The organism is Achromobacter anxifer (assembly GCF_903652925.1).
Classification (GTDB): domain Bacteria; phylum Pseudomonadota; class Gammaproteobacteria; order Burkholderiales; family Burkholderiaceae_B; genus Achromobacter; species Achromobacter anxifer.
The window spans coordinates 482,726-496,343 of record NZ_CAHLAR010000003.1; the positions used below are offsets into that span (position 1 = coordinate 482,726).

Annotated in this window: 14 protein-coding genes; 3 read left to right on the top strand and 11 right to left on the bottom strand. The window is 67.9% G+C overall.

Annotation, left to right across the window (positions count from 1 at the left end; translation table 11 throughout):
• Nucleotides 1–15: 15 nt before the first annotated feature.
• Nucleotides 16–762, bottom strand: coding sequence for an SDR family oxidoreductase (locus HWY37_RS11480; protein WP_176088665.1), 747 nt, complete (start codon nucleotides 760–762; stop codon nucleotides 16–18).
• Nucleotides 763–1,113: 351 nt separating this feature from the next.
• On the opposite strand from HWY37_RS11480, the gene HWY37_RS11485 reads away from it, so the two are divergent.
• The gene (locus tag HWY37_RS11485; RefSeq protein ID WP_175204990.1) at nucleotides 1,114–1,974 is read left to right on the top strand and encodes an IclR family transcriptional regulator; all 861 of its coding nucleotides are present in this window, start codon (nucleotides 1,114–1,116) and stop codon (nucleotides 1,972–1,974) included.
• On the opposite strand, the gene HWY37_RS11490 is transcribed toward HWY37_RS11485, so the two are convergent.
• The 7 genes from HWY37_RS11490 to HWY37_RS11520 all read right to left on the bottom strand — a co-directional run bounded on the left by HWY37_RS11490 (nucleotide 1,971) and on the right by HWY37_RS11520 (nucleotide 9,104).
• Entirely contained in the window at nucleotides 1,971–3,110 is a 1,140-nt protein-coding gene (locus HWY37_RS11490; protein ID WP_176088666.1) for a CaiB/BaiF CoA transferase family protein, read from the bottom strand. The genes HWY37_RS11485 and HWY37_RS11490 overlap by 4 nt on opposite strands.
• On the bottom strand, nucleotides 3,107–4,345 hold the full coding sequence (locus HWY37_RS11495; RefSeq protein WP_176088667.1) for an acyl-CoA dehydrogenase family protein: 1,239 nt from the start codon (nucleotides 4,343–4,345) through the stop codon (nucleotides 3,107–3,109). The genes HWY37_RS11490 and HWY37_RS11495 overlap by 4 nt, the downstream gene beginning before the upstream one ends.
• A 30-nt stretch (nucleotides 4,346–4,375) precedes the next feature.
• A complete protein-coding gene (locus HWY37_RS11500; protein ID WP_176088668.1) occupies nucleotides 4,376–5,332 on the bottom strand; it encodes a Bug family tripartite tricarboxylate transporter substrate binding protein in 957 nt (318 codons plus the stop codon).
• Between the two features lie 64 nt (nucleotides 5,333–5,396).
• Nucleotides 5,397–6,407, bottom strand: coding sequence for an NADPH:quinone oxidoreductase family protein (locus HWY37_RS11505; RefSeq protein WP_176088669.1), 1,011 nt, complete (start codon nucleotides 6,405–6,407; stop codon nucleotides 5,397–5,399).
• Between the two features lie 9 nt (nucleotides 6,408–6,416).
• On the bottom strand, nucleotides 6,417–7,187 hold the full coding sequence (locus HWY37_RS11510; RefSeq protein WP_175204995.1) for a crotonase/enoyl-CoA hydratase family protein: 771 nt from the start codon (nucleotides 7,185–7,187) through the stop codon (nucleotides 6,417–6,419).
• Nucleotides 7,188–7,280: 93 nt separating this feature from the next.
• The gene (locus HWY37_RS11515; RefSeq protein ID WP_175204996.1) at nucleotides 7,281–7,922 is read right to left on the bottom strand and encodes a TetR-type transcription factor C-terminal domain-containing protein; all 642 of its coding nucleotides are present in this window, start codon (nucleotides 7,920–7,922) and stop codon (nucleotides 7,281–7,283) included.
• A gap of 42 nt (nucleotides 7,923–7,964) precedes the next feature.
• A complete protein-coding gene (locus HWY37_RS11520; protein WP_175204997.1) occupies nucleotides 7,965–9,104 on the bottom strand; it encodes a CaiB/BaiF CoA transferase family protein in 1,140 nt (379 codons plus the stop codon).
• Nucleotides 9,105–9,373: 269 nt separating this feature from the next.
• Here HWY37_RS11520 and HWY37_RS11525 point away from each other — a divergent pair, with 269 nt between their 5' ends.
• The gene (locus tag HWY37_RS11525; RefSeq protein WP_175204998.1) at nucleotides 9,374–9,553 is read left to right on the top strand and encodes a hypothetical protein; all 180 of its coding nucleotides are present in this window, start codon (nucleotides 9,374–9,376) and stop codon (nucleotides 9,551–9,553) included.
• A 120-nt stretch (nucleotides 9,554–9,673) separates the two neighbouring features.
• The gene (locus HWY37_RS11530) at nucleotides 9,674–10,882 is read left to right on the top strand and encodes an NAD(P)/FAD-dependent oxidoreductase (protein ID WP_176088670.1); all 1,209 of its coding nucleotides are present in this window, start codon (nucleotides 9,674–9,676) and stop codon (nucleotides 10,880–10,882) included.
• A gap of 25 nt (nucleotides 10,883–10,907) precedes the next feature.
• On the opposite strand, the gene HWY37_RS11535 is transcribed toward HWY37_RS11530, so the two are convergent.
• The 3 genes from HWY37_RS11535 to HWY37_RS11545 all read right to left on the bottom strand — a co-directional run bounded on the left by HWY37_RS11535 (nucleotide 10,908) and on the right by HWY37_RS11545 (nucleotide 13,613).
• Nucleotides 10,908–11,495: a GrpB family protein gene (locus HWY37_RS11535; protein WP_176088671.1), complete on the bottom strand. Its 588-nt coding sequence runs from the start codon at nucleotides 11,493–11,495 to the stop codon at nucleotides 10,908–10,910.
• 20 nt (nucleotides 11,496–11,515) lie between these two features.
• Entirely contained in the window at nucleotides 11,516–11,800 is a 285-nt protein-coding gene (locus HWY37_RS11540; RefSeq protein WP_175205001.1) for a hypothetical protein, read from the bottom strand.
• Between the two features lie 130 nt (nucleotides 11,801–11,930).
• A complete protein-coding gene (locus tag HWY37_RS11545; protein ID WP_176088672.1) occupies nucleotides 11,931–13,613 on the bottom strand; it encodes a N,N-dimethylformamidase beta subunit family domain-containing protein in 1,683 nt (560 codons plus the stop codon).
• Nucleotides 13,614–13,618: the final 5 nt, after the last annotated feature.

Sequence of the window (13,618 nt, forward strand, 5' to 3'; positions counted from 1 at the left end):
TACTCCTTGTCAAAATCAGTTCGACCAGCCGCCATCGATGACCTGGGCGGTGCCGGTCGTGAAGCTGGACTCGTCCGATGCCAGGTACAGGGCCAGCGCGGCGATTTCCTGCGGCCGCCCCACCCGTCCTATCGGCTGGCGCGACACGAAATCCGCGCGCACCTGTTCCAGCGTTTTTTCGTACTTGTCCGCCTGGCTGGCGATGCGCGCCTGCAGCGACGGCGACTCCACCGTACCCGGGCAAATGGCGTTGCAGCGTATGCCCTGGCCGACGTAGTCGGCGGCGATGGCCTTGGTCATGCCGATGACCGCGGCCTTGCTGGCGCCGTAGACGAAGCGGTTGGGCACGCCCTTCACGCTGGAAGCGGCCGAGGCCATGTTGATGATGGAGCCGCGACCCAGGCGCAGCATGCCCGGCAGGATGGCGCGGGTCATTTCGTACATCGCGGTCACGTTCAGCGCGAACGAAAAATCCCAGGCCGCGCGGTCGCAGTCCATGATGTTGCCGTCATGCACGTAGCCCGCGCAGTTGAACAGCACGTCGATGTCGCCCAGTTCGGCCGCCAGCGCGGCGATGGCCCGGCTGTCCGTGACGTCCAGGCCGCGGACCTCGCCGCCGGCCAGGCCGTGCAGCAGTTCGGGCTTGAGATCGGTGGCGATGACGCGCGCCCCTTCCGCGATGAACAGTTCCGCCGCCGCGCGGCCGATGCCCTGCCCGGCAGCCGTGATCAATGCGCTCTTTCCTGCCAAACGACCAGCCATTTCGTCTCCAAGCGTAGGGAAATGAAGCAAGGGATCCACGGCCCTGCGCGGGTCCGCAAGAGCGCCGGCAGTGCCGGCAGACATGCGCGCCGGGTCCAGCCGCGCGCCCCTCGATTCAGATCAGATATTTTTATGTATAAAAATAAATTTCCGCCAAACAACACATGCGTCTGTCTTTTTTCAATATTATTTTGCGTGTTTACCTCTAGTAATACGTACTTTCCCGTAGAACGCCACCTTCAATGATTTTTTATATACAAGATAAATTTTTATATGTGAATGAAATTACCCCATCCAGGCGCGCCCCGCAGGTATGATTGAGAGGTCCATCGCCAGTGAAACCGCCTGCCCATGAGCACGACCGACCTGTCCGCCGAAATCCCGCCCGCCCATCCCGAAGGCGACGCCCAGCTTGCCGAGAAAGCGGCGCGCTACAGCGCGCCCGCGCTGGAAAAAGGCCTGGACATCCTGGAAGCGCTGAGCGCCAGCGCGCAGGGCTATACGCTGAACCAGCTCAGCCAGGTCCTGCAGCGCAACGTCAACGAAATCTTCCGCATGGTCGTCACGCTGCAGCACCGCGGCTACATCCAGACCGACGAAAACGACCGCTACTCCCTGACGCTGAAGATGTTCGCGCTGGCGCACCGCCAGCCGCCGATCAAGTCCCTGGTCGGCGCGGCCCTGCCGTTGCTGCAGGAACTGGCCGAACGCACGCGCCAGTCCGCGCACCTGGCCATCTTCCAGAACGGCCGGGTGGTGGTCGTGGCCCAGGTCGACAGCCCCGAGCGCTGGTCTTTCGGCTTGAAGGTCGGCGTGGTCATGGGCCTGACGGACACCTCGTCCGGCCACGTGCTGCTGGCATACCAGGACGAAGTCACCCGCACGCGCATGCTCAGCAACCACATCCACGTCGAAGGCGAGCTCGACATGGATCCGGGGCAATTGTTTTCACTGCTGGAGACCGTGCGCCAGACCGGCTACGCGATGATGCCCAGCATCCAGATCCAGGGCGTCACCAACATCGCGCGTCCGGTGTGGGGCCTGGGCCAGCGCGTGGTCGCCGCCATCAACATCCCGCACATCGCCCGCATCGACGGCACGCCCACGCCCGATACCGCCCAGATCAAGCTGGTGCTGGCCGAGATCTGCGCGCGGCTATCGCAGCGGCTGGGGCATGATCCCGCGGCGACGGCGGAATCGCACAGCGCCTAGCGCAGCAGTTCGGCGCTATGCTCGCCCAGCCCCGGCGCGGCGCCGGCGGACGCCCTGGGACTCGCGGAAAACCGGAACGGCGTGGCCGCGCACAGCAGCTCCCCTTCCGTCGGGTGCGCGACGGTCTCGAAGAATCCCACGTCCGCCAGATGCGGATCGCGCAGCAGGTCGTCCAGGTTGTTGGCGGGGCCCGCGGGAATATCGTGTTCCAGGAACAGCGCCAGCCACTCCACCGCGCCGCGCTCCAGCAGGCTGCGGCTGACTTCCTCGTACAGGGGTTCGGCGTGGCGGATGCGGTCTCCCATGGTCGCGAAGCGCGGATCGGCGGCCAGTTCGGGCCGGCCCAGCAGGGCGAACAGGCGCTGCCATTGCGCATCGGTGTTGGCGACCAGGCACACATGGCCCTCACGCGTCTTCAAGGGCCGGTGATAGCGGCTGAAGACGCGCTCATAGCCGCGCGGCGAGGCCACCGCCTCCGAACCGCCGAAGATGCTGTCGGCCAGATGCTCGACCAGGTTGAACGAGGCCATGGTCTCGAACATGGGCACCTCCACCTGCTGCCCATGCCCGCTGGCGGCGCGCGCCACCAGCGCCGACGCGATGGCGCTGGCCAGATAGACGCCGCAGAGCTTGTCGGTGAACAGCATGGGAATGAAGCCCGGCTCGCCATACATCCTGGCATGCAGGCCGGACACGCCGCTCATGCCCTGGATCACGTCGTCGTAGGCGGGGCGCTCGGCGTAGCGGCCGTCCTGATGGAAGCCCAGCGCCACGGCATAGACCAGCCGCGGGTGACGCGGGGCCAGGCTGTCGTAATCGATGCCCAGGCGCCTGGCGGCAGCCGGCCGCATGTTGTGCACGAAGACGTCGGCGGTGGCCAGCAGCGCGTCCAGCCGCGCCACGTCGGCGGCATTCTTCAAATCCAGCACCACGCTGCGCTTGCCGCGGTTCAGGTTCAGGAAGAACGATCCCATCCTGGCGTTGCGCGACTTGCCGACCATGCGCATCGGATCGCCCTGGGGCGGTTCGACCTTGATCACATCGGCGCCCATGTCGGCAAGCAGCTGGGTCGCCATCGGTCCGAACACGAAATTGCTGGCGTCGATGACGCGCATACCGGACAAAGGGCCTGTCATGGTTGTTCCTGGTTAAGGGTCGCCCTGCTCGGGACTTGAGTGGATGGGAGTGCTGCCAGCGCGGATTGCTCACGCGCCTCGCGCAGCAGGTCGCGTCCGATGATCAGGTGCTGGACCTCGGTCGCGCCCTCGTAGATGCGCAGCGCCCGCACGTCGCGGTACAGCTGCTCCATGATGTGTCCCGCGCGCACGCCCAGCCCGCCATGCATCTGCAAGGCCGCGTCCACCACCTGCTGGGCGTGCTCGGTCGCGGCCAGCTTGGCCATGGCCGCGTCGCGCGACGAACCCTGCCCGGCGTCGCGGGCCCACGCGGCGCGATAGACCAGCAGCGCCGACGCCTCCGTCCGCGTCGCCATCTGGCTCAGGCCGGCCTGGGTCAGCTGGAAATCGGCCAGCGTCTTGCCGAACATCCGGCGTTGCAGCGCGTGCCGCGTGGCTTCCTGCAGGGCCCGGCGCGAGAAGCCCAGCGCCGCCGCGCCCACCGACGTGCGGAAGATGTCCAGGGTGCGCATCGCGAGCTTGAAGCCCTGGCCGGGCTCGCCCAGCAATTGCCCGGCCGCGACGCGGCAGGCGCTGAACTTCAGCGTGGCCAGCGGGTGCGGCGACATGACGTCGATGCGCTCCGCGATTTCCAGCCCCGGCGTATCCGCGTCCACGATGAACGCGGATATACCCTTGGCGCCCGCGCTTTGCGGATCGCGCGCGAACACCACGTAGTGGTCGGCGATGCCGCCGTTGGAGATCCAGGTCTTCTCGCCGTCCAGCACGTAGTCGCCGCCATCCTGCCTGGCGGCGCACGACAGGGCGCCCACGTCGGAACCCGCCTGCGCCTCCGACAGCGCGAAGGCGGCGATATGCAGCCCGTCCCGCGCCGGCGCCAGATAGCGCTCGCGCTGCGCGGCCGTGCCGTCCAGCGCGATGGCGGCCGAACCCAGGCCCTGCATGGCGAAGGCGAAATCGAACAGCGCGCCATGCTGCGCCAGACGATCACGCAGCAGGCAGACCGCGCGCGCGTCGATGCGGACGGCGGGGTCGCGCGGGTCCGGCACGGCATGGGCCAGCAGCCCCGCCCGGCCCATGCCGGCCACCAGGCTTCGGCATAGCCCGTCCATTTCCGCCCGGTTTTGCGGCGGGGTCCAGGCGGGCAAGGACGCCAGCCAGGCATCGGCCTGCCGCAGCACTTCCTGGTGGCGGGGTTCGAAGAACGGCCACGCGAGCGTCGCTTGCATGCTCATGAAGAAATGTCCTGTCGTCAGAGCCGGGCGCTATTGCTTGGGTATGTTGGCGCGCTGGGCCGTGGCGATCTCAAGTTCGATTTCCTTCTTCTGGAACTTGGCCAGCGCGGCCGCGTCGCCGATGAAGGAAATGAAATTGCTCTGCGCCAGGAAGGCCTGGGTCTTGGGGTCGGCGTAGATTTCCAGCAGGGCGTCCTGCAGCGTCTTCACGACCGGCGCGGGCGTCTTGGCCGGCGCGAACATGGCCCACCATGCCACCTTGAAGAAGTCCTTGTAGCCCAGCTCCTGCAAGGTGGGCACGTCCGGTGCGCTGGCCAGCCGCTTGTCGGTGGTCACGGCCAGCAGGCGCAGCTTGCCCGCCTGCACCAGGGCCTGCGCGCCGCTGTACTCGGCGATCACGAAGTCGACCTGCTTGCCCGCCAGGTCATTGAGCGCCGGGCCCGCGCCCTTGTAGGAAATGCCGTTGGCGCTGGCCTGCGCCAGCGACAGGAACCATTCGCTGGCGATCTGGTAGGTGGCGCTGCCCGCCCCGTAGTTCAGCTTCTTCGGATCCTTTCGGGCGGCCGCCACCAGATCCGCGACCGTCTTGTAGGGCGAGTCCTGATAGACGTAGAAGCCCATCGGAGCCTGGGCCAGCACCGCCACCGGCGCCAGATCGACCAGGGGGTCGTAGGGCAGCTTGGCGAAGGCCGCGACGTTGGTCGCGACCGGCGCGTTGGCCGCCAGCAGCAGCGTGTAGCCGTCCGGCGCCGCCGACACGACGGCCTGGGTCGCGATGATGCCGCTGGCGCCCGGCCGGTTCTCGGCGATCACGGGCTGTCCCAGCTTGGCTTCCAGTTGGCGCGCGGTGTAGCGCGCCAGCGTATCGGTGCCGGTGCCCGGCGGATACGGCACGATGAGCCGGATCGGCTTGTCGGGAAATGCGTAGCTAAGCTGGGCGCCCAGCGCCAGCGCGGCGCCTATGAGCAAGGTGGTCAAGCGTTTCATGTCTCCAACTCCTGTGAGGGTGCCTTGTTGTCGGTTTTTGCAATGAGAGCGCCTGCGCGCGCGGTCAGGAAGATGACTGCGGATGCAGGGCGACCCGTCCGATGACCTCGCGGGAAGCCAGCGCGGCCAGCGCCTCTTCGTATGCTTCCAATGCGTAGGTCTGCTGGGTGTAGGGTTTCAGCGCCCCTTCGACGACCCAGTCGAACATCGTGGCGAAGGCGGCGCGCACTGCCGCCTTGCGCTCGGGCGGGACGGCCACCCTGCCCCAGCCCATGTAATAGCCCCAGTAGATGCCGATCGCGGTGGCGTTCTTGACCAGCAGGATGTTGGCGGGGATCTGCGGGATGTCGCCGCCGGCGAACCCCATGGGGATCAGCCGCCCCTCGGGCGCCACGCAGCGCAGCGATTCCTCGAAGACCTTGCCGCCCACCGGATCGAAGATCACGTCGGCGCCGCGCCCGCCGGTCAGCGCCAGCACCGCATCGCGGAAGCCTCCTTCCCGGTAGTTCAGCCCTTCGTCGGCGCCATGGGCGCGCGCCGCGTCCAGCTTGGCCTGGGTGCTGGCGCATGCGATCACGCGCGCGCCCAGGCGCTTGGCGATTTCAATCGCCGCCAGCCCGCTGCCGCCGCTGGCGCCATGCACCAGCACGGTCTCGCCCGGCTGCAGATGGGCGCGCCAGCTCAACGCGCCATAGGCCGTGGCGTAGATGGTCGGAAACTGCACGGCGCTGTCGAAGTCCACGCCGTCGGGCAAGGCGAAAGTCGTGTCGACCGGCGCCATCACTTCGCTGGCGAATCCGCCCGATTGCACGCCGGCCACCACCCGGTCGCCCGGACGGAACAGCGTCACGCCGGGCCCGCATTCGCGCACGATGCCGGCGACCTCGGTGCCCGGCGTCAGCGGCAGCGGCGGCCGGTTCTGGTGCTTGCCCTGCAGCACCAGCAGGTTGGCGAAGCTCACGCCGCAGGAATGCACTTCGATGCGCACGCTGTCCGCCCGCAAGGGCGGCGCGGCGCAGGTCTCGACGCTGACTTGGCCGGGATCGTCCAACCCGCGGCAGATGACGGCTCGCATGGTTCTCTCCTAGTCGGCTTCGGGCAAGGCGCCATGACGGCCCGCGCCCCGTTGGAAACGCTGCGCGCCGGCGCGCGCCTCCAGCTTGCGCGCGGCAGCGGCATAGGCCATTTCCGCGGCGACGGCATCGCGCTCGGACAGCGCCATCTGGGCGTAGGCCGACTGCCGGTCCGAGCGCATCGCGATCTGCGGGAATTGCGCCATCTGCCGGGCCAGCGCCTCGGCCTCGGCGCGCGCCTGCCCGTCCGGCACCACGCGGTTGACCAGGCCGAAGCGCTCGGCTTCCGCGGCCCCCACGATGCGCGCGGTCAGCAGCATGTCCAGCGCGCGGCTCATGCCGATCAGGCGCGGCAGGCGCACGGTCGTGCCGTCGCTCATCGGCACGCCCCAGCGGCGCGACAGCACGGCGAACGAAGCGCTTTCCTCGGCGATGCGCAGGTCGCACCACAGCGCCACGCCCAGCCCGCCCGCGCAGGCATGCCCGGCCACCGCCGCGATGACGGGCTTGGACAGCGGCGCATGCAAGGGGCCGTCCGGACTGCCCGCCCAGGGCTCGTAGTCCGTGCCCCCGGCCAGCTCCTTCAGGTCAGCGCCGGAACAGAAGGCGCCGCCGGCGCCGCACAGCACGGCCACCCTGGCCTGCTCGTCCGCATCGAACTCGCGCAAGGCGCGCGCCAGCGCGGAAGCCGCCTCGCGATCCAGCGCATTGCGCACCTCGGGCCGGTTGATGATCACCGTGGTCACAAAGCCATCGCGTTCCACCAGGATTTTCGGAGCCATGAATTGCTGTCGTCCCGTTATTTAAATAATACCAAGCAGTATCAAAATGATTGAAAAAAAAGCCGCGCGCCTGTCGGTCCGCGCGGCCTGCGTTTACTGCGGATGCGGCAACAAGGCGCTGACCGCGAAGCCGGCCAGCTCGCTGGCGACGCGCTCGCGGTCCTTCGCGGTTTCGTTCTTGCGCGGGTGATACCAGCGCGAGGTCCAGTTCAGCGCCCCCAGCAAGGGCTTGACCAGGAGCTTGGCGTCCATGGCGCGGAAATCGCCGCTCTGCACCCCTTCCTCGATCACCCGCACGTACAGCGCTTCGTTGGCGGCGCGCAGCTTGAGGATATCTTCCAGCTCGGCGCGCTCGGACGCGGTGGTGCGGCCCGTCAGATGCAGCTCCAGGCCTTGCGCGGCGACGCGCAGATAGGCCAGGTGCTCCATCATCAGCACGGTGTGGTCGTGCGCCATCTTGCGCAGCTTGACGGCCGGCGGCTCGGCGGACAGCGCGTGCGGCTCGATCGCTTCGCGGGTCAGTTCCATGGCGCGCCGCTGCACGGCGAAGAACAGCGCCGACTTGTTGCGGTAGTAGTAATAGATGATGCCTTTGGTGGCGCCGTAAGCCACGCTGATGTCGTCCAGCGAGGCGGCGGAAAAGCCCAGGTTCATGAACACGGACGCAGCTGCGTCGAGAATGCCGAGGCGCTTCTCGATTCCTTCCGTGCTGTCCATCAGGCTAGGCCGTCCCATCAATGTCCTTGCTAAAGCGGAAATAAACGCGAAATTCTACCCTCAGGCCTGCCGGCCGGCGCCCGCGAACTCGTCGCGGATCGCCTGCGTGTGGGCGCCTATGGCGGGCACGTCGCCCAGGGCTCGCGGCTCGCCGCGCACCTGGACGGGCGGCGCCACGATGGACGCCACGCCGTGCGCGGTGCGCACCTCGGAGCGGCGCAAATGCGGATGCGCCGACAGTTCCTTGACCCCGTTGACCGAGGCATAGGCGATCTTGGCCTGCGTCAGGCGCTGCCGCAATTCCGCCAGGTCCACCGTGCTCAGCACGGCTTCGATCGCGGCTTTCAGTTCGTCCGCGTGCAGCACGCGGTCGCGGTTGCTGCGGTAGCGCTCGTCGTCGACCCATTCGGGCCTTTGCAGGACGTCGCGGGCGAAACGGCTCCACTCGCCGTCGTTCTGCACGCCGATCAGCAGCGACTGGCCGCCCTGGCAGGCAAAGGCGCCATAGGGCGCGATGGTGGGGTGCCCGAGGCCCACGCGCGGCCACACCGTGCCAGCGTAGTCGTAGTGCAGCAGCGGCACGGTCATCCAGTCGGCCATGGCATCGAACAACGAGACATGCAGCGCGCTGCCCTGCCCGGTCCGTTCGCGCTGCAGCAGCGCTTCCAGGATGGCCGCGTGCGCATACATGCCGGTGCCGATATCGCAGGCGGAGATGCCTACCCTGCCCGGCGCTTCCGGCGTGCCCGTCACCGACGCGATGCCCGATTCGGCCTGCACCAGCAGGTCATAGGCCCGCATGCCGGCATAAGGCCCGGATTCGCCGTAGCCCGTGATGTCGCAGGTGATCAGGCGGGGGTTGGCCGCGCGCATTTCCTGCCAGCCGAAGCCGGCGCGTTCGGCCGCGCCCGGTCCCAGGTTCTGGATCAGCACGTCGGCCTGCAGGATCAGCGTGCGCAGCAGCGCCAGGTCCTGCGGCTGGGAGAAATCCAGCACGATGGATTCCTTGCCGCGATTGAGCCACACGAAGTACGTGCTGTCGCCCATGACGGCGCCGTCGTAGCCGCGCGCGAAATCGCCGGCGGCGCGTTCGATCTTGATGACGCGCGCGCCGGCGTCGGCCAGCCGCGACGATGCGTAGGGCGCTGCGGCCGCCTGCTCCACCGCGATCACCAACAGGCCTTCCAGGGGCAATGCCATTTCCGTCTCCGATCCAGCATTCGTTTTTTTAATGCTACCGCGTAGTATCAGAATTCACAAGACCCGTTTCCCGCGACCTGGGGAAGACCCCTGGTCCGTTGGCATACGGTTGTCATACTCGCGGGCCATACTGGCGTCCGGATATCCCGAACCCCGAATCCCGGGACCGTCCCGGATATCCATATGAAAGGTAATTCGTTGGCCGCCGCCCCTGGCCGGCTTACGATTCCTGGCATCGACTGGGCCAAGAGCCCGCAGGAATGCTACACATGCAACGCTTGATATCCCCCATTCTCAGCCGCCGCCCGGTGCTGCTCGCCGGCCCGCGCAGCGCGCGCCGCTACGACGCCGTGGTTTCCCTCAACGCCTACCGCGAATCGCGCATGCTGCGCGAATCCGCCCAGCGCATCCTGGCCGTCTCCGCCCGCTACATGCTGCCGGGCGCCTGATCCCTCCCCCCGACTCCTCCCTGCCGCCCCCGTCCCGCCGCGACCTGCGGTAGGATTGCCGGTCGCGTCCGGACCCGACCCTTTCTTCACCGGACGCGCCAGGAAGAACAGGAGTCAGGTATGCAAAAAGTGGTGATCGTCGGCGGCGGCCACGCGGCGGCGCAATTGTGCGCCAGCCTTATCGAAGGCGGCTTTCCCGGCAGCGTAACCCTGGTGTGCGAAGAGGCTACTCTGCCCTACCACCGGCCGCCGCTTTCCAAGACCTATCTGAAGACCCGGGACGCCGCGGTCCAGTTGCTGCGTCCCGAGGCCACTTACGCCGACGCCGGCGTGCAGGTCCTGCTGGCCGACCCCGCAGTCGCCATCGACCGCGATGCGCACCGGCTGACGCTGGCCTCCGGCAAGCAACTGGACTATGACGCGCTGGTGCTGGCCACCGGCACGCGCGCGCGCCGCCTGCCGGACCTGCCCGATGATCTGCAGAACCTGATCTACCTGCGCAACGCCGACGACGCCGCGCGCCTGCGCGCCGCGATCGCCGCAGCGCCTTCGGTCACGGTCGTGGGCGGCGGCTTCATCGGCCTGGAGATCGCGGCCACGGCCGGCGCCCTCGGCCGCCCGGTCACCGTCTTCGAATCCGCTCCCCGCCTGCTGGCGCGCTCCGTGTCGCCCGAGGCCTCCGAGCACGTCGCCCGCGTGCTGCATGAATCCGGCGTCCAGCTGCGCCTGTCCTCCGATCTGCAACAGGTGCGCGCGGAAGACGGCCGCGTGCGCAACATCGTGGTCAACGGCGAAGAACATCCGGTCGACCTGCTGGTCGCCGGCATCGGCGCCGTGCCCGAAACCGCGCTGGCGCAGGCCGCCGGCCTGGAATGCGTGAACGGCATCGTGGTCGACGCCCTGATGCAGACCTCCGCCCCAGGCATCTACGCCATCGGCGACTGCACCTCATTTCCCTACGCGCGCTGGGGCAAGACCCTGCGCCTGGAATCGGTGCAGAACGCCAATGACCAGGCCCGCACGCTGGCCGGCGTGCTGCTCGGCACGAAGACGCCGTATCACGCCCTACCCTGGTTCTGGTCGGATCAAGGCGCGCTGCGCCTGCAGATCGCCGGCCTCGCGCCCCCGGACACCGAACGCGTGCTGCGTCCGGGCGCCAAGCCCGGTAGCTTCTCGATCCTGCACTTCGCCGACGGCCACCTGGTGTGCGTGGAGTCGATCAACGCGCCGATGGACCACCTGGCGGCGCGCAAGCTGCTGGAATTGGGACTGAATCCGCCCCGCGAGGCCCTGACCGATCCGGCCGTGCCGCTGAAGAGCCACTACTGACGCGGACGCCCGACGCGCCCCGGATTCAGATGAAGCCGGCGGCGCGGAACATGCGCTCGTAGATGCCGCGCAAGACCGACTCCTTGCGCTTGTTGTATTCCATGACCTGCATCACGCCGTCCGCCGCGGCATGCTTGGCCTGGGCGTACAGATCGCGGTCGGCGCCATGCGCGCGCAGCCAGTCCCGGAACATCCGGTGCCGGATGTTCTCGGGGCAATCTGGCCCGAATACATGCAGGTTGACGCGGGGCGAGGCCAGCTGCAACAAGCGGTGCTGGTGCCAGGAGGGTTCGCGCAGGATCAGGGCATAGCCCAAGGCTTCCAGCGCCGGGACATACTCGTCCTCGCGCGCCGGATCGGCCACGGCCAGATCGATGTCTATCACCGGCTTGGCCGGCAGGCCCGGCACCGCCGTCGATCCCATGTGCTCGACATCGAGCGCCACGGCGCCCAATGCCTGGCGCACCTGCGCCGCCAGCCGCTCATAGCGGACCGGCCAATCCGGGTCATAGGGAACGACGTGGACCTGCTCCGGCGCCGGCTTGCCGCGCACCCAGGGCATCTCGTCCGGATCGGACTCGTAATGCCTCATAATGTCTGCCGGCGTGGGCATGCGCCGGTCGCTGGCCCCGCTCAATTGCCGAAGCCGCGGCGCAGGCGTTCCAGCTCGGCCAGGTTCAGGCGCTTGGCTTCCGCCTCGGCATAGTCGCGTTCGCCGGACTCGTAGGGTCCTTGATACAGGCACTTGCTGCGGCTGGCCCGGCATTCCTCGCTGACCTTGGCCGGTCCGGAAGCGGAAGAGGAGGATCGGGCGGGATAAGCGCTATCCGAACCCTTGGGACCGCTAGATGAGCAACCGGCAACCAGCGCGATGAAAAGCAGCGCCACACCACGGCGGCTCAACGTTTGAATGGACATTTCCTGGCCCTACAGAAAAGCTGCAGCCGCATTTATAGCAGGCTCTGGCGCGGGCGCGCTGCAAACGGCAATGCAGAATGGCGTCAAAACCATACCGGCATGGCCAGGAAAATCGGGGATGGAAGACCGGCTACGCCGCCCCTTGGCCCAGGAAACGCTTCAGCACGTTGCGCGTGACGCCTTGGGTGTAATAGCAGTTGCGCGTCAGGCCCATGACCCATTCACAGCTGCCGGCGGTGAACACTTCGCCGCGGCCCCGGGTCATCGAGACGATCATGCCGGAACCGTACTGGTGGCGGGCGATGGCCTCGGGCGTGGCCTCGCCGCTCAAGGCCTCGGCCTTGCGCGCCAGTCCGCCGTCCTTGAGGTAATAGCGGAAGCCTTCGCCGTCGTGCATTTCCTCGCCGTACAGCGCCGGCGACATGGCCAGTATCTCGGCGCTCCGCGGCGCGCCGTCCTCGTGCGTGGGGTACGGCAAGCCATGGCGGAAGGTGTATTCCAGCCCGTCGACCTCGTAGGCGAAGATGCCGGCCTGCGCCCCCATGACGTCGCCATAGTGCATGTCCAGGCCCTCGAAGGCCCAGTGCCTGGGCCGGTACACCGTGAATCCCCGGCTGGCGCGCGGCGCGAAGCCGCCCCAGGACGAATACACGCCACGCATGCCGTTGACGCCGAACGTGGCCGCGCCGGGCCAGTTCACCGCCTGTTCCTCCCAGGCTCCCGTCAGCAAGTCGTTCTGCGGCCCGCCTGCCACCGGGTCCTCGGCCTTGGCGCGGGCCTTGTAGCAGACCTGTGTCCGCCCTTCGTCCTCCAGCCGGATCTGCCACATGAAGTTGCCCGCGAAACGCGCCACGTTGCCGCCCTGTTCCACGTAGCTGTCGATGGACTCGCGCATGGCGCGCGTCCAATACTCGTCGTGCCCGGCGATGACCACCGCCGCGTAATCCTGCAGGATCTCCGGCCGGTAGTGCAGATCGGTCTGCGTCGCCATGTCGAAGGCATAGCCTTCGCGTTGCGCCCAGACGGCGAAATGCCGCTCGAACTGGGCCCAGCCCGACGACGCGTAATACTGCGCGAAGCCGTTGGTATAGGCCCATTCCTTGGTCGGGTAGCGTGGCGCCTCCCAAGGCTCGCGCGGCACCGGATCGCACAGGCGCGGCGCGCCCGGCGGCAGCCAGACCAGCCCGCGGGTCCAGGGCCGCTGATTGCTCAGCAGCGGCGAGAACTGGTTCTCCTGCGGGCCGTCGATGCCGTCGTAGGCGTTCGCGCCGCCCCAATCGTTGTACGCCATCCAGGTGGACGTGGACAGCAGGAACAGGAACCTGCCGGCGCGCGCGCCTTGTCCCGCCGCCGGACGCACGACGAAGAAATGGTGCTGCAGGAAGCGCGAGCCATCGGCGCGCTCGCAATGCGCGGCCACGCGGTAAAAGCCGCTGGCGGCGTCCTGGGGCAGGCGCCAGCGGTGCGCCGCAGGCCAGCCGCAGCCGTCGCGATAGGCCTGGCGCGGCATGGGCGCGAACTCGCCCGCGATGCCCTCCTGGACATGCACGCATTGCGGCTCCATGCCGTCCAGCCAGACCTCCAGCGTCCAACGTTGCGCGGTGCTGGAGGCGTGGAACGCGATCTCCTCGCCCGCCTCGTACGACATCGCGTCCGTGTAGACGTACACCTCCGGCCGCGCCGGATTCTCGCTCGGCGCCTCGTACCAATGCGACAGGTGCAGCGCCTGATCGGGATGCATGATGCCCGTGGGACGCGGCCGCTGGTTCAAGGGGCCGAATTCGGGTCTGGCTTGCTGCTGCGGGTCGGGCATGACGG

Bases quoted from the DNA above. Each gene is read 5' to 3' on its own strand.
- HWY37_RS11520 (WP_175204997.1), bottom strand. From the start codon at position 9,104: ATGGCATTGCCCCTGGAAGGCCTGTTGGTGATCGCGGTGGAGCAGGCG.
- HWY37_RS11505 (WP_176088669.1), bottom strand. From the start codon at position 6,407: ATGCGAGCCGTCATCTGCCGCGGGTTGGACGATCCCGGCCAAGTCAGC.
- HWY37_RS11530 (WP_176088670.1), top strand. From the start codon at position 9,674: ATGCAAAAAGTGGTGATCGTCGGCGGCGGCCACGCGGCGGCGCAATTG.
- HWY37_RS11515 (WP_175204996.1), bottom strand. From the start codon at position 7,922: ATGGGACGGCCTAGCCTGATGGACAGCACGGAAGGAATCGAGAAGCGC.
- HWY37_RS11485 (WP_175204990.1), top strand. From the start codon at position 1,114: ATGAGCACGACCGACCTGTCCGCCGAAATCCCGCCCGCCCATCCCGAA.
- HWY37_RS11500 (WP_176088668.1), bottom strand. From the start codon at position 5,332: ATGAAACGCTTGACCACCTTGCTCATAGGCGCCGCGCTGGCGCTGGGC.
- HWY37_RS11510 (WP_175204995.1), bottom strand. From the start codon at position 7,187: ATGGCTCCGAAAATCCTGGTGGAACGCGATGGCTTTGTGACCACGGTG.
- HWY37_RS11535 (WP_176088671.1), bottom strand. From the start codon at position 11,495: ATGCCCACGCCGGCAGACATTATGAGGCATTACGAGTCCGATCCGGAC.
- HWY37_RS11540 (WP_175205001.1), bottom strand. From the start codon at position 11,800: ATGTCCATTCAAACGTTGAGCCGCCGTGGTGTGGCGCTGCTTTTCATC.
- HWY37_RS11495 (WP_176088667.1), bottom strand. From the start codon at position 4,345: ATGAGCATGCAAGCGACGCTCGCGTGGCCGTTCTTCGAACCCCGCCAC.
- HWY37_RS11525 (WP_175204998.1), top strand. From the start codon at position 9,374: ATGCAACGCTTGATATCCCCCATTCTCAGCCGCCGCCCGGTGCTGCTC.
- HWY37_RS11490 (WP_176088666.1), bottom strand. From the start codon at position 3,110: ATGACAGGCCCTTTGTCCGGTATGCGCGTCATCGACGCCAGCAATTTC.
- HWY37_RS11480 (WP_176088665.1), bottom strand. From the start codon at position 762: ATGGCTGGTCGTTTGGCAGGAAAGAGCGCATTGATCACGGCTGCCGGG.
- HWY37_RS11545 (WP_176088672.1), bottom strand. From the start codon at position 13,613: ATGCCCGACCCGCAGCAGCAAGCCAGACCCGAATTCGGCCCCTTGAAC.